General features: G+C 45.0%; 16 protein-coding genes and 1 tRNA gene. 3 read left to right on the top strand and 14 right to left on the bottom strand.

From position 1 onward, the window contains the following. Positions 1-8: 8 nt before the first annotated feature. The 4 genes from BW716_RS09845 to BW716_RS09860 form a co-directional block, all read right to left on the bottom strand. Positions 9-1379: a RagB/SusD family nutrient uptake outer membrane protein gene (locus tag BW716_RS09845; RefSeq protein WP_179091070.1), complete on the bottom strand. Its 1371-nt coding sequence runs from the start codon at positions 1377-1379 to the stop codon at positions 9-11. Positions 1380-1403: 24 nt separating this feature from the next. Further along, positions 1404-5501 carry a SusC/RagA family TonB-linked outer membrane protein gene (locus BW716_RS09850; protein ID WP_083722366.1) on the bottom strand — a complete coding sequence of 1366 codons (4098 nt, stop codon included), beginning with the start codon at positions 5499-5501 and terminating at the stop codon, positions 1404-1406. Positions 5502-5575: 74 nt separating this feature from the next. Then, the gene (locus BW716_RS09855; RefSeq protein ID WP_083722367.1) at positions 5576-6751 is read right to left on the bottom strand and encodes a FecR family protein; all 1176 of its coding nucleotides are present in this window, start codon (positions 6749-6751) and stop codon (positions 5576-5578) included. 53 nt (positions 6752-6804) lie between these two features. Then, a complete protein-coding gene (locus tag BW716_RS09860) occupies positions 6805-7338 on the bottom strand; it encodes an RNA polymerase sigma-70 factor (RefSeq protein ID WP_083722368.1) in 534 nt (177 codons plus the stop codon). Positions 7339-7868: 530 nt separating this feature from the next. On the opposite strand from BW716_RS09860, the gene BW716_RS09865 reads away from it, so the two are divergent. Continuing rightward, positions 7869-8699, top strand: a complete 831-nt coding sequence (locus BW716_RS09865) for a hypothetical protein (RefSeq protein WP_083722369.1) — start codon at positions 7869-7871, stop codon at positions 8697-8699. Positions 8700-9274: 575 nt separating this feature from the next. On the opposite strand, the gene BW716_RS09870 is transcribed toward BW716_RS09865, so the two are convergent. The 3 genes from BW716_RS09870 to BW716_RS09880 form a co-directional block, all read right to left on the bottom strand. Further along, positions 9275-9347: transfer RNA gene (locus tag BW716_RS09870), tRNA-Lys, on the bottom strand. Positions 9348-9427: 80 nt separating this feature from the next. Next, positions 9428-11851 carry a penicillin acylase family protein gene (locus BW716_RS09875; RefSeq protein WP_083722370.1) on the bottom strand — a complete coding sequence of 808 codons (2424 nt, stop codon included), beginning with the start codon at positions 11849-11851 and terminating at the stop codon, positions 9428-9430. A 418-nt stretch (positions 11852-12269) separates the two neighbouring features. Next, entirely contained in the window at positions 12270-13382 is a 1113-nt protein-coding gene (locus BW716_RS09880) for an 8-amino-7-oxononanoate synthase (RefSeq protein ID WP_083722371.1), read from the bottom strand. A 56-nt stretch (positions 13383-13438) separates the two neighbouring features. Between BW716_RS09880 and BW716_RS09885 the strand changes: the two genes are divergently transcribed. After that, a complete protein-coding gene (locus tag BW716_RS09885; protein WP_083722372.1) occupies positions 13439-14035 on the top strand; it encodes a tRNA-(ms[2]io[6]A)-hydroxylase in 597 nt (198 codons plus the stop codon). 125 nt (positions 14036-14160) lie between these two features. Here BW716_RS09885 and BW716_RS09890 read toward each other — a convergent pair whose 3' ends face one another. Further along, positions 14161-16344, bottom strand: a complete 2184-nt coding sequence (locus BW716_RS09890; RefSeq protein WP_179091071.1) for a patatin-like phospholipase family protein — start codon at positions 16342-16344, stop codon at positions 14161-14163. A 283-nt stretch (positions 16345-16627) separates the two neighbouring features. Between BW716_RS09890 and BW716_RS09895 the strand changes: the two genes are divergently transcribed. After that, complete coding sequence (locus tag BW716_RS09895; protein ID WP_083722374.1) at positions 16628-18112, top strand: MFS transporter; 1485 nt, start codon at positions 16628-16630, stop codon at positions 18110-18112. Positions 18113-18266: 154 nt separating this feature from the next. On the opposite strand, the gene BW716_RS09900 is transcribed toward BW716_RS09895, so the two are convergent. The 6 genes from BW716_RS09900 to BW716_RS09925 form a co-directional block, all read right to left on the bottom strand. Next, positions 18267-19244, bottom strand: a complete 978-nt coding sequence (locus tag BW716_RS09900) for a GSCFA domain-containing protein (RefSeq protein ID WP_083722375.1) — start codon at positions 19242-19244, stop codon at positions 18267-18269. A 2-nt stretch (positions 19245-19246) separates the two neighbouring features. Continuing rightward, positions 19247-20092, bottom strand: coding sequence for a hydroxymethylglutaryl-CoA lyase (locus BW716_RS09905; RefSeq protein ID WP_083722376.1), 846 nt, complete (start codon positions 20090-20092; stop codon positions 19247-19249). 97 nt (positions 20093-20189) lie between these two features. Continuing rightward, positions 20190-20993: a 23S rRNA (guanosine(2251)-2'-O)-methyltransferase RlmB gene (rlmB, locus tag BW716_RS09910; RefSeq protein WP_083722377.1), complete on the bottom strand. Its 804-nt coding sequence runs from the start codon at positions 20991-20993 to the stop codon at positions 20190-20192. Positions 20994-21072: 79 nt separating this feature from the next. Continuing rightward, positions 21073-21630 (bottom strand): NUDIX hydrolase, encoded by a 558-nt coding sequence (locus BW716_RS09915; protein WP_083722378.1) that lies wholly within the window; start codon positions 21628-21630, stop codon positions 21073-21075. A gap of 161 nt (positions 21631-21791) precedes the next feature. Next, positions 21792-22745, bottom strand: a complete 954-nt coding sequence (locus tag BW716_RS09920) for a GNAT family N-acetyltransferase (protein WP_083722379.1) — start codon at positions 22743-22745, stop codon at positions 21792-21794. Then, entirely contained in the window at positions 22729-23643 is a 915-nt protein-coding gene (locus BW716_RS09925; RefSeq protein WP_083722380.1) for an EamA family transporter, read from the bottom strand. Before BW716_RS09925 ends, BW716_RS09920 begins: the two co-directional genes overlap by 17 nt. Between the last annotated feature and the right edge of the window lie 3 nt (positions 23644-23646).

Raw genomic sequence — 23646 nt, forward strand, 5'->3', positions numbered from 1 at the left:
GATAAAATTTATTGTCTGACATTCTGCACCATATTAGGATTGTTCGCCAGTACTGTTTGGGTAAATGGCATCACGTACCTGCCAGACAAAGGTGGTAAGGTGGCGATCACCGTACTGTCATCCTGTTTTCTGGTAAGCGTAACCTGCGTATTGGTATTCACATTAAACCGCTTCAGATCGAACGTACGTAATCCGCCACGTACAAACAATTCACGGCGACGTTCTCTCAATACATAACTCAACGCAGTATCCGCATTACTCGTTGTTACTTGTACATAAGACCTGATCCTTTTAGCAGCCAGTGTATTGACAAGGGTTACAGCTCCGGCAGCATCTCCTTTACGGGCCAGGCATTCCGCTTTTGTCAGCATGACTTCAGGAACGCTTACGCTGAAGTCAGAAAACAAGGTGGTCGCACCATTGTAAGTAGACGTTCTGTAATAATATCCGCTGAGCCGGGTATTATATCTGCCATCATAGTAAGACAATAAGGAATAGAGGGAGGAACTTAGCTGGAAAGAATAACTAGACAGTGAATAGAAATTTTGCTCATATGCCACCTTGGCCATGAGGATTTCAGGGTTTGTGCGCAGGTCTATCAACTGTGTGGCACCTGAATAACTGGATGAAATATCCATGAGTGAACTAGCCAGTGCCAATGAAGAATCTGCATACAATAATGCGGAATCATAAGTAGCCTTATAGAGATAAGCACGGGACAAAAGCGCATATCCTGCGGCCTTTCCGGGATGGATAATATTACGGCCCATGCCGGCCAGATAGGGGTTATTCACCGCCTGTCGCAAATCAGTGATCACTTTGTCGTACACCTCTTTTACAGTTGCCCTGGATGGCTTGGCAGATGCATCTGGCGATAGTACTAAAGGCACTGCCAGATCAGTAGCTGCGGTCGCACTGTTATATCCTGCCCCGTAAATATTCGCCAGTTGTAAATAATAGTAGCTTCGCTGAATGAGCGCCTGTGAGATCACATTACTCCGGTTCTCCACTGTATTGACAGAATCCTGTGGTGCGGAACCAACCCTGTTCATGATAATATTCATTTGTAGAATACGGCTATAAGAGCTGCTATACATGTAATCTTCATCTGCAGGATTCCATATCACATTGCTCCAGAGGTATGTGCGGGTATAAAAATTATCCTGCCCGCTCAATTCTACATTTGTCAAACGTACATCATCACTCATTAAATCAGACAGCATATAATTGCCAACAGCCAGTGAGTCTGAATTCAACATCTCCTGGAAGTCAGCTATGGTAGTAGGATTAACAGACTGTGTCGATGGATTCACATCAAGGAATTTTTCACAACCAGTGAACACAATTACCATCAGTAAAAAACAAATCATCTTATTCATTGCCATGTGTTTAAAGATTCAACATTAGAGACCGATCATGAAACTGCATGAATACTGTTTAGGAATAGGCATTCCCATCACACCGTTAGAACCGACCACGGAGGGATCCATATGGTATTTATTTTGTGTCCACATGGCCAGGTTCTGTCCCTGAAGGGTAACCAACGCACTGTTCAGTTTCATTCTTTTCACCAGTTGCTGTGGGAACCTCCAGCCAATCATTACTTCCTGCAAGCGGATGAAGTTGGCGGACATTACACTATTCGTTGAATTGTTCGTAACAAAACCACGGAAACTATTGGAGCCATCTTTTGTCATCGCAGGAACATCTGTATGTAATTCATCTCCTTCTTTTTTCCATCTGTACCGTATCAAACTGCTATTGGCCACATCAGTAGACGGAGTAGGAATAAATCTTTTCATCACAGCGCCCCAGCTAAAGGTTAGTGCGGCTCTTCCAAAAAAGGATCCCCAGGCCACTTCATGTATAAATCCACCGTTCCATGGGGCTCTCAGTACACCAGCATAGGTCAATGAAGTAGCGAGGGTAGTACTGTCCAATACAGCCGTTTTTTTGCCTTCTTTATCGTAGATCTGAGGATTGCCCTTGTTATCCAGACCTGCCCATTTAAAGGCCCAGAGATTGCTTGTATTATAACCGTCACGGTAAGCTGTGGCATAAGCATCGGTTGCGGTAAAACCCGGGGTAGGTACAGACTTTGCGACATTGACATTGTAGGCGCCGTTTAATGTAACGGTGTAGGAGAATTTCGTTGTCTTTACAAAATCTGACTTCAGGAAAAACTCTATTCCTTTATTCACGATATTGCTATAGGCTATCTGGCTACTAAGGCCACTGGATGCATCTGCAGCGACGGAGATACTACTATTCACACCTGATGAGGTGCGGTTATAATACCTTACATCCAGCATATACTGGTCATGGAGAATACCTATCCGGACCCTTGTTTCATAATTGAGGTTGCGGGGTGGCAACGTAGTGAATGTACTGTTGGTCGCCATTGTATAAGAACCGCCGCCGGCCACATTGGTACCCATCATTAAATCGAGTCCCTGGTAAGAGCTGATATTCTGTATCAAACCGTCAATATCCAAAGTACTTATGAGGTTAGAATGAAAGTATTTTTCTTTTGCCAGGTTATATTTCAGCACGCCATTGACCTGCGATTGTCCTTCAGGAGATTTATTGTAAGTGACCATGGTGCTGAATAACCCCTTGCGCAGGTTAGCTTTCAGGGATGCACTTACATAATGGATCACCGCGCTGCTGTCACCCGCCGTTGTTAAGTCAGTACTACCTGTACTGCTCAACCCTGTCATCTTTTGGGTGTTATATCCAACAGACAATTCATATCTTCCTCTGCCCAAACCCACTTTCACACGCTGATAAATATTCCGGGAAGACTGGCCACTCTGTTGAGTAGGAGAATAACCATTTACCCATATTCCATAGTCATCCCAATATACCTGCTGGTATCTGCTGGTAGCAAAATTGACAGGCAGATCGGGCATCAGCATCGTCGTAATACCTGTAGCAACCGCCACATCATCGATCCATTTGTTGACAGGTTCTTTGAACAATTCAGCACTACCCTCTACGTTATAATTCGTCAACGTGGAGTATTTTGAAGTCTGGCCATAGGTTGGGTTCAGCACACTGTTATAACGGCCGGACAAGGTGAATCGCTTATTGTATGTATATCTTGCTGCCCCGTTCCAGTTGATATTCCTTGAATTTGTATTCAGTAAGTTGACAGGCACGACCAGGCTGGAAGGATAGACTGTTGCACCCTGGCCGGCAAACAATGCATAATAGTTTGCGATCGAAGCATTCGGATCAGGAGTAGGCAGATATATAGGCGCACCGGTACCGGTAGTTGAATTATAACCATACAATACATAATTGCCAGGGCGTCTGTAACCTACGCTGGCTGCGCCACCGCCTACAGATAGTTCAATCTCATTCCTGCCGAATGCTTTATTGTACGCTAAACCGGATCGCACGTTCCATTCTTTGTTAGTGCTTTTACTCCTGTTCAGGATATCACCATAGGGTATATAAAATTTCACCCCGTTTTGATAATACTGACCGTATTGATTGACCAGCTGCCTGGCGTAACTGGATGATTTATCATAAAATAAATCGGTGGTATTATCCTGTAAAGTATTTAACACCGAAGCACTCCATTGTAATCCGGGTAGTAATTTCCAATTGAGGTTTAACCTGGATTGGGCCTGCAGACTTTTATCCGTCGAATTATTCACCCGTGCATCTTCCAGCAGGTTCACCCCGTTGTTATAGTAGCCTTTGCTCATAATAATATCATTCGCATCAGGGTTGAACGATGAATAATCGTATACATATTTTCCATTATTATCGAGCAACATCTGGTAAGGCTGTATCGTTAAGTTGCTGGGATTTACACTATAGCCTGCGCGACTTGTCACACTGGCTATATATAAAGTCCAGCCGATACTCAGGTTGTCATGCAGCAGGTTAAACCCGTTATTGGCATTCAGGCTGACGGTCCTGTTTGACCCGTTCAGCGCATTATCACTACTGGTGGCGTACCCGCCGATTAAGGAGAATTTATATTTATTAGTGCCTCCGATTACAGACAGGGAATGATTCTGGTTAAATGAATTTTGCTGCAGCATGTTCAGCTGAGCGGAGTTGTCCAGTCGTCCCAGCGAATCCCAGCTTGCATTAAACCCTTCCTGCGTAATCATATTATTATGCAGCTTGCTGAGCAACCGGGCAGCAGGTGTGATCTGGAAGGTGTTGTTGGGGTTATAGGTGTTTTGGTTAAATAAAGTATCTGATTGTCTTACATAGTCCAGCACATCTCCGGTTGAGGGCAGATAGAGTTTTTCCCTGTTAAATTTAGGTGCAGGGGTATAGTATAAATTTACAGAGTAGTTGACATGGATCTCCCCGGTTTTACCTTGCCTGGTTCTCACCATGATGATCCCATTAATGGCTTTAGGTCCCCATTTCACGAGTTCCTTTGGGTCTTTGACCACTTCTACCGATTCTACATTGCTCATAGGAAAATCGGCGGGGAAACCCTCTCTTGGAAAGCCATCAATTACGATCAGCATTCCATCTGTATTGCCGGCAAATGAGTTGGATCCACGTAATTCAGGCACCAGTGTAGTAGAAACCCGGGTAGCAAAGCGAACCTGGTAGATGTTTTTATTCATCCATGTGGGAAAATTGCCGGAGAGAAATGCATCCAATACTAACTGACCATAAGTAGGATAGGCTTTCACAAACTGTTCGGGCGTCATAAATGTCCAGAGCAGCCTTGGGTTATACACCCCAATACTGGTGATTGATCTGACGGTCGTACTTCTCGTTTGCAAACTCAATCCCGGCACAGTACCCTGTAAGATCTGTCCCAGGTTCATATAGCTACGGTTGGTCAGGTCTATCTGCAAAGTAGGATCTTTTACCTTTGCGGTGTTGGAAATATTAACAGCACCTAAAGTGGTTTCTAATTGTTCCAGGTTGATAGATAAACGCCCCATGTTTGTCTGGACCTTTACCTTGTAAGGTTTAAAGCCAACATAGGAGATAGAAAGTATACTCCCTCTGGGAACAGCGATCACAAAACGACCATCCCTATTGGTGGTCACACCTGCAGAACCATTCAGTGCTTTTACAGAAGCACCGATCAGCACAGATCCGTCTGCACCACTCACCTGCCCTGTTACTACCACCGTGGTATCTTCTGCCATTTGCTGAGACAGGTTTTCCTTCGGCCTTTCAGTAATAATGATATTACGGTCTACAATTTTGTAGGTAACAGGCTGACCGTCGAAACAGCGGGCCAGTACAGCAGACAGTGGTTGATTGGAAAAAGACGCCGTAATAGGCCGTGTATTTTTCATTAGCTCCTTTGTATACACGATTCCATAACCACTTTGTGCCTTGATAGTAGTTAATACCGATTGTAAGCTGGCATTGTTTACACTGAATGAAATAGAAGACTGCGCAATGACGTCGGGCATGAAGAGCATCAATTGCAGCACCAGATATCCCCGGGTAAAGACAATACATAGCCGTCTCCACATCCGTGAAGTAATTTTTAGATTCATAGTCGGAGGATTAAGTACCGTAACGCTGGCCACACGTCTACGGCTTTTTTTTGGTTGATTATTAAATGTTGGTTTTATCTGAACGGCAAAACTGTTACTACATCACCATCTATTCTAAATTTGGCTGATTTTGTCAGCATGATCATCTCTAATATCTTCTTTAACGGCACCTCTCTGCTGATTTCAATAGTTACACCTGTGGCTGTATTGAAATCGCCTGCATATACTACATCTACATTATACCAGCGCGACAGTTCCTCCATAATGTCCCTGAGATCTGCATCTCTTAATATAATCTGTTTGTTTTTCCAGGCGGTTACCTGCTCGATATCGGCATTGGTGATGCTCAGCCCACCGTTACCAGATCTGGCCATTTGACCGGGTTGCAGCACCTGTCCTTTACTACCGTTGGGTGCTACTCTGACAGCGCCATTTACCAGTGTGGTATAGGTAATAGCAGGCTGATAGGCTCTTACATCAAAGGCTGTTCCCAATACCTGAACCTCCGTACCATTTACAGCTACAATGAATGGTCGCTTCGGATCGTGTGTCACTTCGAAATAAGCTTCACCGGTCAGTTGTACTTCACGTTGATTCCCTGAAAACCGGTTCGGGAACCGGATGGAAGAAGCTGCATTTAACCATACTACAGTACCATCCCCAAGCACTAATTTATACTCTCCCCCTTTGGGTGTGATCAGCGTATTATAAGTCGGCATTTCTTTGGTGTTGTTTTTTGCCTGGTATGACAATACACCTTGTTGTTGTTGTACCTGTACACCATTGCCCTCCGTAAAACTGGAATCGCGCGCTTTGTCTAACCCGATTGTATGGCCATTTGCCATTACGAGGCGGGCTTTTGTGGTGCCGGGAGGAACTTCGTTGCCAATGACAACGTACTCCATGGCTGGTTCTTTTGGCGCCTTCAGGTATTGCAGACCTGCAGCGATCATAATTAAAATAGCTGCTGCTGCAGACAGGTAAATGAAGGTGCGTCGCTGTTTGTTCTTCTTTATTTTATGATGAATTGAGCCGATCACATTTTCCATATTATAATTATGGAGTGGTGTGGAAGTCCATTCATTAGTTGCGCCTTGTGAAATTTCGGCCCATAGTTCCCTGTTCTTTTCAGATAGGTTGATCCATGCATCCAACTCCGCCTGTTCATCCGGCGTGATATTGCCTGCTATGTAATTTTTTACTAAGGCAGCAATCCGAAATGGCAATTCTAATGGTGGTTGGCTCATCATAATATAATAACACCAAATGGGTGGTATTTGTCTAAAGGGTTTGAAAAAATATTTTAAATTAATAACAGCAGGAAAGTAAATGCTTTGTCAGACAGTGATTTTTTGAGCAGAGAAAGGCCTCTGGCTTTTTGATTGCGAACAGTACTTTCGGTGATATTCAGTTGGTTGGCGATTTCATCTGTGCTTTTACCTTCCTGGAAGGTCATTTTTATCACTTTTTTACATTGTTCCGGCAGGGTGTTGATGGCGAGTTCGATTTCTCTCCATACTTCTGCGATGATGATGTTGTTGGTGATGTCATCTTCAGGAATGGGTGCAAGCGGGATGGATTCTTCTCGTTGTTGTTTTCTTCTATTGTCCCGGATGTAGTTCAGGCAGCGGTTTCTGGCAGATAAGTACAGGAAGTTTCTGATGCTGGTGTCATTGTCAAAGTTTTGTTCTTTTTCCCATAGTTTGACGAATACATCCTGGGCGATTTCCTGTGCTACAGCATGGTTGTCGATTATTTTTTCTGCAAAAAAGACGATAGCCGGGTAATAGTGTTTTACCACGGTATTAAATTCAGATGTTCTAGCTGTCCCAAACATATTAACGGCCTTGCGGTTAAAATACAAAAAGTATGGGTTTTTTGAATGTTTTTTATTGTATTTGGGGGATAGCCATCTCAAAGGCAGTATGGAATTGGGTTAATTTGATACGGACCTGATCTGTTGTTTAGGCCTCGTATTCAATATCTGTTAAATATGGCAACTATGTCGTAATAATATTTAAAGCTGGAAGATATGTATCCATATAATAAAGCATCATCGGCGAAGTTTTTTACGGGTTTACGGGAAAAAATTTCAATTGAACGTGCAATTTGAGGAAGATATCAAAGAACAAAATATCACTCTCGTGGTGCTGATATAACAGGAAAAGCAGTTAATCTTTACGCCATACAACAGGGAAAAGACAAAAGTGGTGGTTGACGTAAAAAATGCTTAGTATAGACTGGGCTTGTGTAAGGGAGGAAAAGAGGCGCTTAAACAGGAAGATAAAGTGTCGACAAAGTATCGACAGGCTATAATGGATTGTTCAATGGACTAATTTGCGGGGAATAATAAATGAATTAAATCCTATGAAGTTATCAAAATTTATCCCTGTGGCGTTTGTCTTAGCCCTTATCTTTAGTTGTAAAAAGGATAATAATAATGGGTCGGCGCCCACAGAACAGGCATATCTGCCTGCAACCTTCAAACTAACTGTTTCTGACGGATCCTTCGCGAATTATGAGCTGACCTATAATGATGACAACAGCGTAGCAACACTAACGAGTTCCATGTCAACAAGTGAGGGGGAAATAGATACTGCCCATTTTTCACACAACGCAAATGGAGATTGTGTGAAAGTAACTTTTACTAATAATATGGGCCTCGTAGGGGGGAGTGACTCACTCGTATACCGTGATGGAAAGATGATCATATTACTGTTGGATAATGTAGGCATGGTGCAGGACAGCACCGTATTCACATTCAATAGCCAGGGAGATGTTATTATGATGGGTAATAAGGATACAGTTAGAAATGGCGACAGTAAATCGCTGTACTATACAGAATTTTCGATTATTAACGGGAATCCTCAAACTTTCACAACGTACAGCTATTATGCTGCTTCTGCAACGACTCAGCCGCAAATAACAAACTTCACCTCCAACTATGCATACGATAATAAGTCAAACGCATTTCAGGCTGTATTTCGTGCTGATCCTATTCTTGTATATCTCCTGAGCAATTCTGCATTAGCATATATTTCTATGGGCAAAAATAATATAACAGGTATTACACAATCCGATTCACAGTACGTTTTCGCCCTTACTTACGATACAGTTACAGGTTACCTGTCTTCTCAACAGACTACATTTATGGGAACAACGCTCACTATTGACTATACCTATGTTAAATCGAAATAATTATACAAAAAGTCAGTATTGCTGCTGATCTTTTTTATGGTTCTACCCTGGACAGGTAAGTAATCGAACCTGGATATGGAGGATGTGTTGCTTTACTAAACCTCCTAACAACTGCCTGCAGCCTTCTTTCCATTTCACCTGTTTACGACAGCCTGATCAAAACAAAATAGTCGCGGGTAATCGCGACTATTTTGTTTTGATTATGAAGTGTAGTCGGAATCTCATAGATGGATTCGAGATACTTTGAATGACTGTGCTAGCCGAGGAAATAAGTCTTTAGAAATAGAAAAGCGCGATGGAATTGTAGTAATCCCAGACTGTATATCAAAAGAAGCATAATTGTATTTGGCTTTATCTTAAAAGAGGGCAGCGAGTTGCATAGATCAACTACTCTAGCCAATTTGAAATATAGGGTGTGGAACTTTACAATAATCAAAGACAATATTTATAGGGTAATACTTTACAAACAGGTATATTAAATCGATATAAAACCTGAGATAGTGTTATTGGGTCGAAACGGATATAATCAATATAAAATGCAGAAAGTCGCGATTAATCGCGACTTTCTGTATCTGTGATCCCGTTGGGACTCGAACCCAAGACCCATACATTAAAAGTGTATTGCTCTACCAACTGAGCTACGGAATCATTCCCTTTCTTCGTGATTGGGAGTGCAAAGATAGGAATTAAATTATTTCTTCCAAATCCAAACGCAATTATTTTTTAAATTAATTTAAAATTATTCTATACTTCACAGCCGGATCCTCGCGCTGGTCGGGCTTAAACAAATGCAACAAATAATATTTCCCATTCACCCAATCCTGCACCGCATTATCATAATACTGACTTCCAGGATTACCACTTTCCCCGCCAGGATAGATCCCGTAAGCTTCTACAGGGTCTCCCATCTGCACGATCATACGCCATGAAGGACCATGATTTTCCTTTATACAATTCACTATATGTCTGCCACCACCCGTATATAAGTGATATGCGCCAAACGGAACTATACTACGGGTGATGTGTCTGATATCTGTACCACGGTAACGCCCCCACTCTAATTTATTTTTCACCTCCAACGCTTTTGCGGTATCCGCTGCTTTGGCCAGGGCAGCGTACATCAGGCCGGAGAAGGTTTCTTTCTCTGGTGTGTTGATGTTGTCAATAAAGTGAAATGCAGTATCTTTTATCAGCAGATTCAACGTTGTTTTTTCCCATGGCATCTGGTATACATCTTCTCCGAACTGTGCCATATCATCATCCCATATTTCGCTTTGCAGATTATTCCATACTAACTGGAACACAGTCGCAGCCTTGCTATCAGCAGTGCTTTGCTGATTCCAGGATGTGAGGAGTTGCCAGTATTTTTTCTGATCGGCTGTGAGTAATGATTGGGAAAGGTGTGCACCAAATACAGGAATGGCAGCCCTTGCCAGCAAATTGGTGTAGTCATTTTGCAAAGCCATCATATCCTGGATAGTGATCTGGCTATCTGCCGCCAACACTTCATTGATACGCTTGCCACGGAACAAATCATAACCACCGACAAAGTTATATGGATACGTATCGTCTGTCGGATTTTGATTGGCAGAACTAACAAAACCGCGGGCAGGATTATGCAGATGTGGTAATTCGTTTCGTGGTATATACCCTTGCCAGGCAAAGGTGCTGTCATCACCAGGCATCACGAATTTACCCTGATCCTTCCAGCGCAAAGGATATTCTCCATTGTGCCAGATAGCGATGTCACCATCTTTAGAAGCGAAGGCAAAGTTCTGTGCCGGACATTGATAGTCTTTGATAGCTGCGAGGTAGTCGTCGTAATTTTTTGCTTTGTTGAGGAGCAGGAAAGTACGCAGTTCGTTCGATGGGTCATGGGCTTTCCAGCGCATGGCGAGGAACTGAAATTCTTCTTTTTGATGTGCAGGGAAGGTATTATCGTAGGCGACAGGTCCCCATATGGTGTAGGCGACGGTATCGTAGAAAGGTTGTTGTCCCCTGATATTGATTTGTTCTATACGAAGGTCTGCATCGCGCCAGGTGCCATTAAATAAATACTGTTTGCGGCCATTGCGAAATTGCAGTTTGTAGAAATCTTTTACGTCTTCTTCCCCATTTGTTACCCCCCAGGCAATATCGTTATTGAAGCCAATGATCACGCCGGGCGCACCGGGCAACGAAGCACCATAAGTGTTTTGTTGCGGTGTGTGCAGCTGCACTTCGTACCAGAGGGAAGGCAGACTCAGGCCAAGGTGAGGATCATTACACAAGATCGGCGCACCGGAGCGGGTTTTAGAACCAGCTACCGCCCAGTTGTTGCTACCATTGTCCGGATCCGGTTTTTCTTCTTTAAAATGCTGTAAGGCACCCGCCAGTTTGATAATGCTGTCTGGTGGCGCTACTGCTTTCACGGTAGCCGGATCGAAGTGGGTGTTTTTAGGCACGATCGGGTCCAGGCTATCATTGAAATCAGGGTATAATAAGTTGAAATCTTCCTTGCTGAAAATACGGCGGGCGTTGGTGTATTCGAGGTCTTCGGATTCACCGGCCAGATCGTTTGCCATCAGTTTGAGGAGGACAGCGGAGTTCAGTGTGGTCCAGGGCTCCGGTTTGTAGTCAAGGAGCTTGTATTCTATGGGCAGACTTGCCTTGCTCAATGTTTGAATGTAGGCATTTACACCTGCAGCGTAAGATTCGATAGCGGTTTTGGTAAAAGGATCCTTTACCATTTCCTTCAGTGCGACCTCAGCACTGTAAACCATGCCACGGCGGCGTTGCATTCTGTCGTAATCGACCATTTTAGGGCCGAGTATTTCAGAGAGACGACCAGAGGCGGCGAAGATCTGCAATTCCATTTGCCAGAGGCGATCACGGGCGTGGAGGAAACCTTCTATATAGTAGGCGTCTGCGTCGTTTTCAGCGAAGATATGAGGGACCATGCGGTCATCCAGCCAGACTTCGGACTTGCCGGTGAGGCCGGGGAGGTGGATGGTTTCATTATAATCTTTGCTGATGGGGGTGGCGTTTTGCCAAAAACCTTCCTGAGGACTGAGTAATGGGCCAACAGGGGGCAGTGCACCCCATTTGTGGGACAAAGCAAAAATAAGTAAAGCGGTTATTCCGGTCGTAATGGCAAATGGTATGATTCTCATAGCAAGGAAGTGAATAGCTAATATACAATTTTTTCAGCCGCGGTGATTTTGGTGGATGGCAATAATGAAATCATATGGATGAATCGTAGGTGAGCCGGTTATAAGCCGCCAATAACCCGCCTCTTTATAGATGCGGGTTATTGGCGGCTTATAGCCGGGATATAGGCGGCTTATAGGCGGGTTATCTCCCTGAGAATGCAAAAGAAGTGCTATGGCTACGGTTGTAACCAGCAGGGGGGAGTAGCTACTTTTTAGTACGAAAAGCGACATCCCGCGAGGGGGTATCGACTACCTTTTAGCAAGAATGCGATAACCAGCGAGGACGCATTAGCTACTCTTTAGCAAGAAAAATGATATCCCGTGGGGGGTATCGACTACCTTTTAGCAAGAAATGCGATAACCAGCGAGTTCCCATTATTTACCCCTTAGTCAAAACCCCAATCACCTTATCCACTTCCTCTTCTGTATTAAAACTATGCAATACAATACGCAGCCTTTCCTTCCCTTTGGGCACAGTAGGATGTAAAATGGCCCGGATATCCAATCCTTCTCCCTGAAGTCGCGCCGCCAATTCCCTAGTAGCCGTATTTCCAGGGGTCAAAACAACCTGAATAGGCGTTTCACTGGGCAATGTATCCAGCGCCGCCACTCCCTTCCGGAATCGGGTAATTAAAGCCGCCAGGTGAGTTCTGGCTTCCTGCATATAAGGAAACAAATCGTAACTGGCCATGATCGCTGCCATCGCAGTAGGTGGCAGGGCCGTGGTATATATAAATGAGCGGGAAAAATTGATAAGATAATCACGTAAATGACTGGAACCCAGCACGACGGCACCATGACATCCTACAGCCTTGCCAAATGTATGTACCCTGGCAAAACATTGAGCCTGCAATTCCAGGTGCTGTACCAGGCCCTCGCCTTTTGCACCGACTACACCCGTGGCGTGGGCTTCGTCTACAATGAGGTGGGCGCCTGCCCTTTCACAAATGGCCGCGATGGCGGTTAAAGGGGCAAAGTCTCCATCCATGGAATACACAGACTCTACTGCCACGAAGATATTGCCCGTGGCGTTGGAGAGTTTCTTTTCAAGATCAATCGTATCATTGTGCAGGAAAGAAAATGCCTGCGCTTTGGAAAGCCGGATGCCATCACGGATACTGGCATGGATAAGGGAATCGTAAATGATCGTATCTCCTTTTTGGGGTACAGCGCTGAATAATCCAAGATTCGCATCGTAGCCGGAGTTATAAATTAACCCGGCGGCACTTTGATGAAATCCTGCCAACATAATTTCCGTTTCTTCTACCCAGAGGTAATTGCCTGCCAGTAAACGTGAGCCGGTACTGCCGTGGGCGAAAGGCCGCGCGGCAAGGAGATTATGTACGGCTTCCTGCATGGCCATGCTCTTTGCCAGGCCAAGGTAATCGTTGGAACAAAAGTCTACCATACCGGGTGCCGGCAGGCGTAATTGACGGAGGGCGTGCTGTTCTTTGCGTGCTGCCAGTTGCGCTAAAAGAAAATCTTCTTTCATCTTTCAAAGCTAAGTAACTTTGTGGACGATAATTAATGAAAAGCAACTTAACGCGCATGAGTAAAGTATCTATCCTTGGACTTCATCTTCCTTCTGACCCACGTTGGGTAAACCTGGCCGCTATTTCCCTGGAAGAAGTATTGACAGACCATGCTTTTTGTGAGCAAAAAGCTGCAACTTCCTGTATCTCTTTGATTCAGCGTTATCCGCACAGAGATAGACTGGTACAGGAACTGGCGCCGATCGTGACTGAAGAGTGGGGACATTTCCGGCAGGTACTGGCAGAGATGAAAAAGAGAGGGTTTCAGTTGGGGAAACAACGAAAAGATCTATACGTAAATGCGTTGATGCAGCATCAGAATAAAGGGGGGGATCCGGATACGGTGTTCCTGGATCGGTTGCTGACTTTTGCGCTGATTGAAGCAAGAAGTTGTGAGCGGTTTAGATTATTGAGTGAAGATCTGGAAGATGAATATCTCCGTGAGTTTTACCGGAAATTTATGATTTCTGAAGCAGGGCATTACCGGTTATTTATCGACCTGGCAAATGAGTATTTACCGGAAGAGAAGGTAAAAGCGCGCTGGCAGGAATGGCTGACGATTGAGGCGGATATAATGGATAAAATGGAAGTGAGGGGAGATAGGATTCATTAGAAGCAGACTTTCATTATCCTACATGGTTCATCATTGAAACCGATCCTGAAACCAGCGGGACAGCATCTATACAAGTAATTATTCACAGGCTTCAATAGTGGTTCCCTTGAAGCCTTCTTTATAGCTTAAAAATTAAACCCAATATTTACATAAAAACGTAACCGGCCATCCTGATCGCAATACATCATTGTGCCTTCTATCGGCCCCATGAATGTAGAATAGCCAGCTGATATGCCATACCCACTCAGGTATTTAAATTTCGTTTCCACATCCCCCATAAAATCATACACTGCAGCACCTACCCTTGGCGTGGTGAAGATATTCCGTGCCACTTCATACTGATACGCCAGTTGTAATGTAGCGGCAGAAGATGTACTCACCTCTCCTTCCAATATCCCTACAAACGGCAACTGGTTGCGCAGGACATTGTTCAATCCCCCAATCTGAAAAGCATTGATCGGACCTTGTTTGTGATTGAAGTTCACACCGCCACCGGCCTGAATTTGCAAAGCGCCTTTATATCCAAATGGAATATGGTATTTTGCCTGCAACAAAGCCCGCTGGTAATCGGCAAAGTTGATATTGGTAGAATCCAGTGATTGCTGCACCCCATCACGAAACACCCTGAAACCCGGGTTTTCATTATAGATCCAGCCTGCTTCGAACTGCAGATCGATCCCTTTGCGTGAGTAGATCTTTCTATCGAGCGAGTTCATACCGATATAAAAATAGCTGTTTAGTTGTGTGCTGTTTCCACGTATTTCCTGCTCATCTGCATAGCGGGGGTTCAGGTTTAAGAACTCCCAACGGGTACCGATACCCATGGCCATCATACTATTTAATGTCCATTGGAAATGTATATCGGTGTTTAAGTATTTACTATGATAATCCTGTTTTGCTTTCAGGTTTTCATATTGTGTCATCGAGTTATCCTCGAAGTAAAAACCAAGGCCTACACCGAAGTTCCTGTCATGACCGGTATATTTAAAGTACTCTGCCTGCACACGCGGATTTTCGCTGATAGCGACGGTCACAAATGCACGGGAGTTAGGTATGATAAAGTTGCGTTGTGTAACATTGACGATCGCGCTGGCATTTGTAAAACTATTATAACTAAGTGCGAATTTTACATACGTGAGCGGATTCTCTTCCACATTTACGTTCATGATAGTCTGGCGCTTGTCATCCGGTATGAGGTCGTATGTGATCATTTTATAGAATCGGGTACCAAATACATTCAGCACTGCTTCTTTGATATGCTGGGAAGTGTAGCAGCCACCAGTTTTGAGCCCAAGGCGCCCCAGGAAAAATTTCTCATCTGAGTGCTTGAGACCATTTACTCGAATTTCAGTCAGTTCAATATCAGCGGTAAAAGGTAAACGGTTCTTTTCGAAAGGTGGCAATGGATTGATGGCCTGTAGTGAATCGGCCAGGTGCTTAAACACGGGATACATCTCTCTGCCCTTGCGCTTACCTATTTCTATGATAGAATCAACGCTGCCAAAGCTGGCGGCACTGTAGTTTTCCAGTTTATGCTGAATGAAGATATCGCAGAGTTGTCGTTCATCCTTGAAGTCGTCGGCGTCTTTGTAGAAACCGAGTTGCTGGATCACATCCAGTGGTGTTTGCAACTGATCTGATTTGCGAAGACCTCCTGATACGTTGGACCCGATCACGATGTCGGCCCCCATTTCCTTAGCGGTGATAACCGGGAAGTTGCGGACTACACCGCCATCGACCAACTTACGGTCACCTATATTGATCGCTGTAAAAATAGAAGGAATGGCCATACTGGCACGGATAGCAGTGACAATATCGCCGGTATCGAGTGTGACGATGGCTCCATTGGACACATCGGTGGCGATACATTTAAAAGGAATATTGAATTTGGAAAAATCCCGCACCCCATTGGCAGGCCAGCACATACGTGCAAGCTCCAGCCATAGCTGTTCACCGGAAATTACGCCGGAGGCCAGTTTGGGTTTGCCAAATTCAAAGGGGATTTCGATGATATATTTATTATACTCTTTCTTTTCTTCGTAAGAGATGTCGGTGAGAACGGGTTGGTTGGTAAAAAGGTTGTTCCAGTCGAGTTCCCTGGCCATTCTTTCGATGTCGGAACCGGAGTAGCCCATGGAATAGAGGGCACCAACGATGCTCCCCATACTGGTGCCGGTGAGGTAATCTATATGTAGTCCGGCGCTGTCAAGGGCTTCGAGGATACCGATATGGGCCAGGCCTTTGGCGCCTCCACCGCTGAGGGTCACTCCTATTTTGGGACGACCGGTCCCCGGCTGCTGTGCAAACATGACAGCAGGAAATAAAATGATCCCTAACCAACAAACAAATACCCTTCTGAAACGCATATATCTTGACTGTAAGTTCCCTGATTTGACCCGAAGGTAGCAGAATAAGTTTAAAAAATGAGTTTTCCCGCGATGATCTGTAGCAGGCATAGGGAGACTCAATTTTATCCAAAATCTACGGTTTAACTGCCTCTTCAAAAAATATAATATTTGCGTTTTTATTATTATTTTATACAACTATTTGTAGCATTTCAAACTATTAGGACTACCTTATATTTCCACAAGTATGATAAAAAACACGACTGCGCACAACATCTGGCAGGTGATCCTGGCTTCTTCGGCCGGCACGCTGATAGAATGGTATGATTTCTACATCTTTGGCAGTTTGTCTGCTATAATTGCTGAAAAGTTTTTCCCGCCCAGCAATCCTGATCTTGCTTACATAATGACACTGGCCACTTTTGCAGTGGGGTTTGTGGTCAGGCCTTTTGGCGCGATTGTGTTCGGGAGATTGGGGGATATTGTCGGGAGGAAGTATACTTTTTTACTTACCCTGCTCATCATGGGTGGGTCTACTTTTGCTATTGGCCTGGTACCGGGTTATGGAACGATTGGCGTACTGGCACCGATTATTGTATTGATATTACGGCTATTACAGGGATTGGCGCTGGGTGGAGAATATGGAGGTGCTGCAACATATGTGGCAGAGCATTCGGCACATAACAAGCGTGGGTATTATACAAGTTTTATACAGACGACGGCTACGTTGGGGTTGTTTGTATCGCTGGCGGTGATCCTGATTACGAGGAGTAGCATGACGACGGATCAGTTCAATGATTGGGGATGGCGGGTGCCGTTCTGGTTGTCGGTGTTGCTGGTGTTGATGTCTTATTATATCAGGATCCGGTTGCAGGAGTCGCCGGAGTTTGCGCAGTTGAAAGCGGAGGGGAAGACGGCGAAGAACCCGATAAAAGAGAGTTTTGGCAAGAAAGAGAATTTGAAAGTGGTGTTGCTGGCGTTGTTTGGAGCCGCGATGGGCCAAGGGGTGATCTGGTATACGGGGCAGTTTTATGCTTTGTCGTTTTTGCAAAAGACGATGAACATTGAATTTGTGCAGTCTAATATAATAATAGCGGTGGCGCTGGTGTTGGGAACGCCGTTCTTTATTTATTTTGGGTGGTTGTCGGATAAGATCGGGCGAAAGAAGATTATGATGGCGGGGATGTTGGTAGCGGCGCTGGCGTATTATCCCATATATGCAAGGATGGATCAGATTGGGAATATTGGTTTGAAGACGGAGGAGAAGGCGAAGTATACGATAGAGAATACGATGACGAGGAATGAGAAGATGCAGAATGTGGAGAAGACCGTGAAGACGAGGGTGTATGATGATGAGACGAAGGTGAAGGAGACGGTGGTGAATACAGATGGGAAAGAGGAGAAGAAGACGGAGGTGGTAGTGGGCAAGAGTGGTGTGATACAATTGGTATTGCTGGTATGGGTGCAGGTGTTATTTGTGACGATGGTGTATGGGCCGATAGCGGCGTTTTTGGTGGAGTTGTTTCCGGCGAGGATCAGGTATACTTCGATGAGTTTGCCTTATCATTTGGGGAATGGGGTGTTTGGAGGGTTGTTGCCTACAGTGGCGACGATATTGGTGACGCAGACGCATCATCATTTGGCGGGGTTGGTGTACCCGATTGGGGTGGCGGGGATTTGTTTTGTGATTGGGATGGTGTTTATTAAGGAGAATATGATATCTAAAGAATAGGGTAGAATCCGGAAGAATTGCTGCTCAATTCTTCCGGATTTTAGTAGGGGCGGTTGCGGACCTGGTGGTTCGCAACCGCTTTTTATTGAAGGAATTTAATTGCGAAGGTGTTGGATCTGGCGAACAGAAACTGATTTTTTATTTCCGCAACCGCTTATAATAGTTGTGAGGTGAAGCGGTCTGATAAACTTTGCAGCGGTAAAGAAGGATGCTCTTTTATCAGTTGTTCTACCTTATTTAAATAAGTTTTTACAAACTGCTGATGCTGTTTCCCTTCCGGGTTAAATGGCCGGTGCGCAGCTGCACGATTTAGGTCAGATATCTGATTGAATAAGGTCTTATCAGCAAGTCCGGCATTGATGAAGTGCTGCCATACATAATCTATCGCCATTTCGTTGGGGTGTACCAGGTCTTCTTTATAAAACCGGTAATCCCGCAAATCATCTACGACCAGCTCATACGCAGGAAAATAAAACAACCGGTCGAACTTATTGACCATATGATGTACTGCCTGTAAGAGGATGGCCTTGCTCAGGTTATTCTCCACTACCCCATCTCTTACATATCTTACCGGACTTATTGTAAACAGGATCTTTACTTTTCTATTTCTGAAAAACAACCGGTGCATTGCATTGTCCAGGGCAGAGATGATATCCTGTGCAGTCAGCATTTTCTTATAAAAAGCTGATGCAGGTACTTTATGACAATTGCCTACTACCTTTCCGGTTTCCTGTAAGGTGTAAGTATGGGCAGCACCTAAGGTGATCATTAACCAATCTGCTTCTTCCAGTCTTTTGGCTGCAGCTTCCTGTTGGGCATTGATCCCTGCCAGTACGGTCTGAGGGTCCAATCCCGAAAAACGGCTGTGGTGATCCCAGCTATGCCAAAGGTCACCCTGCTGGAAAAGATCTTCCTGCGAATAAACTTTGTTATCCAGGTAGCTGTGAATCGACTGGGTAATGCTGATCGGATTGTACAAAATACCATGCGGATTGACCAGCGCATCAAAGTAATGCCCCTGCAACCGCTCTCCTATCTCTTCTGCGAAGCAGGACCCCATCAGCAATAAGCGATCTGCATATTGCAATGGTGAGGAAAAAGGCGTAACCGGAAATGTAAGGCGAAAGTTCATGACTAATAAAAAATACTGTCTGCTATCTGCTGGGCGGTGCGCAAAGCTTCCATATCCAGGTGTAAGGGCTCGTGCTGCTGCAGGCAGAATTCCAGCAGGCGTTCTGTAGCGAGGTTGCCTACCAGTTCATCTTTTGCCATCGGACAGCCGCCGATCCCTTTGATAGCACTATCAAATCTGCGACACCCTTCTGCGTAGGCGGCGGCCACCTTCTCCTCCCAGTTGTGGGGAGCAGAATGGAAATGCGCGCCGAATTCCACGACAGGGTATGCTTTTATTAATGTAGAAAAGAGCTTTTTAATGATATCGGGTGTGGCTACCCCTACCGTATCTGCCAGTGAAATGGTAACGATGTCCATTTCTACCAGTTTCTCCACCCATTCCAGAGCTATGGCTGCATCGTACGGGTCACCATAGGGATTGCCAAAACCCATGGAAATGTAGATGACCAGTTGCTTGCTGTTTTTGATACAGAGCTCCTGCATAGTATCTACGAGTTCCAGTGAATCGGCAATCGTATTGTTAGTATTGCGTAGCTGAAAGGTTTCTGAGATGGAAAACGGGTATCCAAGGTAAGCGATTTCATCATGCACCACGGCTTCTTCTGCCCCCCGCTGGTTTGCTACAATAGCCAGGAGCCGGCTTTTGGCACCTGACAGTTCTAGTTTTGACAGGACTTGTTTTGTATCGGCCATTTGTGGGATGGCTTTGGGAGATACAAAGCTGCCAAAGTCTATTGTATTAAAACCGACGCGTAGCAAGGCGTTCAGGTACTTAACCTTATCGGAGGTGTCGATGGCCCGGTGCCAGCCTTGCATTGCGTCGCGGGGACATTCAATGAGTTTCATGGTGGATGATTTTAGAAAGTAAGTTTAGATCCCTCGCTGCTTCATCGCTTCGTATAGGATAATTCCTACTGCCACGGTGGATGTAGCTTAAAGGGAGTTAGATCCCTCGCTGCTTCATCGCTTCGTATAGGATAATCCCTGCTGCCACTGATACGTTAAAAGATTCAAAATTACCACTCATCGGAATGCGGAACTGTACATCCGTCGCCTTCAGCAGAGCTGGATAAACGCCCTGATCTTCCGATCCCATGATCACCGCCACCGGTTCATTCAAAGGCAGGTCAAACAATTTGGCTTCGGCTTCCATTTCGCTGGCGACTACCTTAATACCATTCAGGTGTAGGGTATCTATTGCTTTCAGGAGACTATTTACACGGCAGACGGAGATTTTCTCCAATGCACCGGCAGATGATTTGATCGCTTCTTCGTTGAGTGCAGCAATACCTTTATCAGGGATAATGATGGCCTGTGCCCCGCAACATACCGCGCTACGGGCAATGGCCCCGATATTTCTGACATCAGTGATGCCGTCCAGGATAAGGAACAGTGGAGTCTCGCCTGCTTCAGTGACGTGAGAGATTACATCCTGCAGGTCAAGGTAACTGATGTGGCCTGTAATGGCAATACACCCCTGGTGATTAGCCTGGGTAAGGCCATTCAGCTTTTCCATCGGTACCATGTTGATGGGAATGTTATACTGAGTAGCCAGACTTCTGATCTGGGGGATAATATCTCCCGTGGCTGTGCGTAACAGGTAAATGCGCTCGATGGCTTTTCCGGCCTGAATGGCCTCTACTACCGGCTGACGCCCTATTACCATGGACGAGGCCTTTGGCCTGGGCGCATGTTGTCTGGGCGAATGCTGCCGAAAACCGGCAGACTTATGTCTTCTATGTTCCATTGCCGCAAAGATAAAGATTTAGAGCTGTCCTTCCAGCAGCAGGGGGGTATCTTCTGAAAGACTACCATCCAAAGGGAATTTACAGCTCCCCTTCCAGCAGCATCAGCTTTATCTTCTGAATAGCAACTATCGACAACGAATCAGTGATCTCATGCCTCTTCACCATCTGATAAGCCTCCTCAAAAGGAACTTTTCTGATATGCAACTGCTCCGTCTCCTCCGGCTCAGCTTCCCGCTGCTCCAGCTGACGAGCCAGGTAAACCACACCAGCTTCATCTGACACTGAATTAGATAAATGGATTTTTACGATCGGCATCCAGCTATGCGCAATCAGACCGGTTTCTTCCAATAACTCCCTTTTGGCAGAATCGAGGGGAGCTGTACCCAGGGGGCCTCCACCTTCTGGAATCTCCCAAGAGAACTCTTCCAATGGAAAACGGAACTGCCCTACCAGGTAAATATTACCTTCTTCATCATAGGGAATAACACCAATGGCGGCATTTTTGAAATGAACTACGCCATAAATGCCCTTCCCTCCTGCCGGATTCAGTACCTGGTGTTCCGTTACACTGATCCAGGGATTGTCATATTCTACTTTGCTGGACAAGATCGTCCATGGGTTATGATTCAGATCCATAATTTACAAATGTAGGAATTGTGACAAGGATTGTGCCGGGCCTGTCATTAAATACAGGTTATAAAAATCAAAAATGGGGTATAAAAAAACGTCCCGCGCAGAGGCGGGACGATGTCAACCAGATGAACGGCGGTAAATACCTTTGATCATCATACCTAAATCTAAATCGTATCTTTCTTCAAATTGAATAATTCGTTTATCTGTGACAAGTGGTGCTTCATATGTATTACATAATCAACGATCAGGTAATTTAGCGTTACCGGCTCGTTCTCGTTTACTTTAACTGTATGTTGCAAGACTTCTGTTGGTATAGTCCGTATCGTTAGTACCAGGTGCTCATTGAAAATGGTCCACAATTTAATTAAATTCTGCCAGTTCATAAACTGCCAGGCCTGTCCCTTTACCCAAAATTCCTGATCATATCCTGGAATTTGCAGCAAAGATATCTGTTGTGCGCGTATTATCCGAACGTTATTATTAATTGCTGAATCTACGAGGTGTCCCAATATTTCTTTTATACTCCATTTTCCGGCTTTGGGCCGCGCTGCTGCCTGCATATCGCTGATATTGGCCAGAAGTTGTCCCCACTCATTAATCAGCGTTTTCAGTTCCCCCGCTACCGTGTACTGCGGATGCTCAGCTCCAAAGGTATATTCCATTTTAACGTTACTGCGTTGGTACCTCCCCGGTTCTACAGGTATTTCCCTGAAGCCGATTTTTTCATACATATTCAACGCAGGCACCAGGATTGTATTGGAGTAAAGTACTACTTTTTTGTATCCCAGTTCTTCCGCAATGCGCATGATTTCTTTTACGAGGCGCCAACCTATCTTGTAACCCTGAAACTTTTCATCTACTGCCAGTTTCGTCATTTCTGCACTTTCTGCATCTATGTGTTTCAGGGCGACGGTGCCTACTATTTCATCTTCGGCTGCTGCAAAGATAATCTTCCCTCCTTTACTAAGGATATCTTTATCGGCATGTTGTAATGCCGCGATGTCTGTCGGTTCAATGGTGAAATACTTTTCGATCCAATGTCTGTTTAATCTTTCAAAGTGTGGCAACAGGTCTGGTGCACAGCCTATCAGCCGGATAGGGTCAGTTGCTGTGTTCATATTTCCTTTTGTTTTTATTGACGGATACATTTACTATATAAACACCTGCCAATGTAACGAGGCAGGACAAGGCCGTTGTCCAGTTAAGCTGTTCCTTCAGGATCAGCCACCCAAGAATGACAGCTACAATAGGATTGATATAAGCGTATACTGATGCCAGTGAGGTCGGCAGGTTATTGAGCGCAAAGACATAGGAGGAATATCCTACGATCGATCCGACAAAAATCAGGTACAGCAAACTCTCCCACAATTGCAAGTTCATAGCTGATAAATGAAAACTATACCCCATCAGGGATACCGTGATAAGCATGACAATGCCACTAAAGAGCATCTGAAACCCTGCCCCATAAAGGAAATTCACTTTTAGTGCCCAGCGGGCAGTGAGTACAGAACCAATGGCCCAACTGATACAGGCGATGAAGGTGAGGAAAATACCTAGCCTGAATGCAGGGTTCATTAAACTGGACAGGTAATTATAGAAAATACCCGCTACCCCCAGCAACCCTACCAGCATGCCTACTATTAATAAAGGTGATAAACGGGTACGCTGTACCATGAAATAACTGAATATAGTAATCCAGATTGGGACTGTGGCTACGATGATAGCACATAATCCACTGGGAATGTATTGCATGGCCCAGGTAATCAGGCCATTGCTCAGACAAAGCATCATTACGCCTATTATAAATAAGCGGGAAAGAACGATTTTGTCAGGTAGACGGTAGCCTTTCAGCAGGAAAAAGCTGATCAGGATAATACCGGCAGCGGTTTGCCGCAGGCCTGCGAGCATGAGGCCATGCATGTGTCGTACTCCCACGCTGGAAGCGAGGTAGGTGGTACCCCAGAAGAAACTGACCATTACCAATGCTATATAGGCATTCGTGTTAGAATTTTTCATTGT

It is taken from the genome of [Flexibacter] sp. ATCC 35208, from assembly GCF_001975825.1.
Classification (GTDB): Bacteria; Bacteroidota; Bacteroidia; order Chitinophagales; family Chitinophagaceae; genus Chitinophaga.

Coding starts and splice junctions, on each gene's coding strand:
- BW716_RS09845 (WP_179091070.1), bottom strand. CDS start 1,379: ATGAATAAGATGATTTGTTTTTTACTGATGGTAATTGTGTTCACTGGT.
- BW716_RS09850 (WP_083722366.1), bottom strand. CDS start 5,501: ATGAATCTAAAAATTACTTCACGGATGTGGAGACGGCTATGTATTGTC.
- BW716_RS09855 (WP_083722367.1), bottom strand. CDS start 6,751: ATGATGAGCCAACCACCATTAGAATTGCCATTTCGGATTGCTGCCTTA.
- BW716_RS09860 (WP_083722368.1), bottom strand. CDS start 7,338: ATGTTTGGGACAGCTAGAACATCTGAATTTAATACCGTGGTAAAACAC.
- BW716_RS09865 (WP_083722369.1), top strand. CDS start 7,869: ATGAAGTTATCAAAATTTATCCCTGTGGCGTTTGTCTTAGCCCTTATC.
- BW716_RS09875 (WP_083722370.1), bottom strand. CDS start 11,851: ATGAGAATCATACCATTTGCCATTACGACCGGAATAACCGCTTTACTT.
- BW716_RS09880 (WP_083722371.1), bottom strand. CDS start 13,382: ATGAAAGAAGATTTTCTTTTAGCGCAACTGGCAGCACGCAAAGAACAG.
- BW716_RS09885 (WP_083722372.1), top strand. CDS start 13,439: ATGAGTAAAGTATCTATCCTTGGACTTCATCTTCCTTCTGACCCACGT.
- BW716_RS09890 (WP_179091071.1), bottom strand. CDS start 16,344: ATGTTTGCACAGCAGCCGGGGACCGGTCGTCCCAAAATAGGAGTGACC.
- BW716_RS09895 (WP_083722374.1), top strand. CDS start 16,628: ATGATAAAAAACACGACTGCGCACAACATCTGGCAGGTGATCCTGGCT.
- BW716_RS09900 (WP_083722375.1), bottom strand. CDS start 19,244: ATGAACTTTCGCCTTACATTTCCGGTTACGCCTTTTTCCTCACCATTG.
- BW716_RS09905 (WP_083722376.1), bottom strand. CDS start 20,092: ATGAAACTCATTGAATGTCCCCGCGACGCAATGCAAGGCTGGCACCGG.
- rlmB (WP_083722377.1), bottom strand. CDS start 20,993: ATGGAACATAGAAGACATAAGTCTGCCGGTTTTCGGCAGCATTCGCCC.
- BW716_RS09915 (WP_083722378.1), bottom strand. CDS start 21,630: ATGGATCTGAATCATAACCCATGGACGATCTTGTCCAGCAAAGTAGAA.
- BW716_RS09920 (WP_083722379.1), bottom strand. CDS start 22,745: ATGAACACAGCAACTGACCCTATCCGGCTGATAGGCTGTGCACCAGAC.
- BW716_RS09925 (WP_083722380.1), bottom strand. CDS start 23,643: ATGAAAAATTCTAACACGAATGCCTATATAGCATTGGTAATGGTCAGT.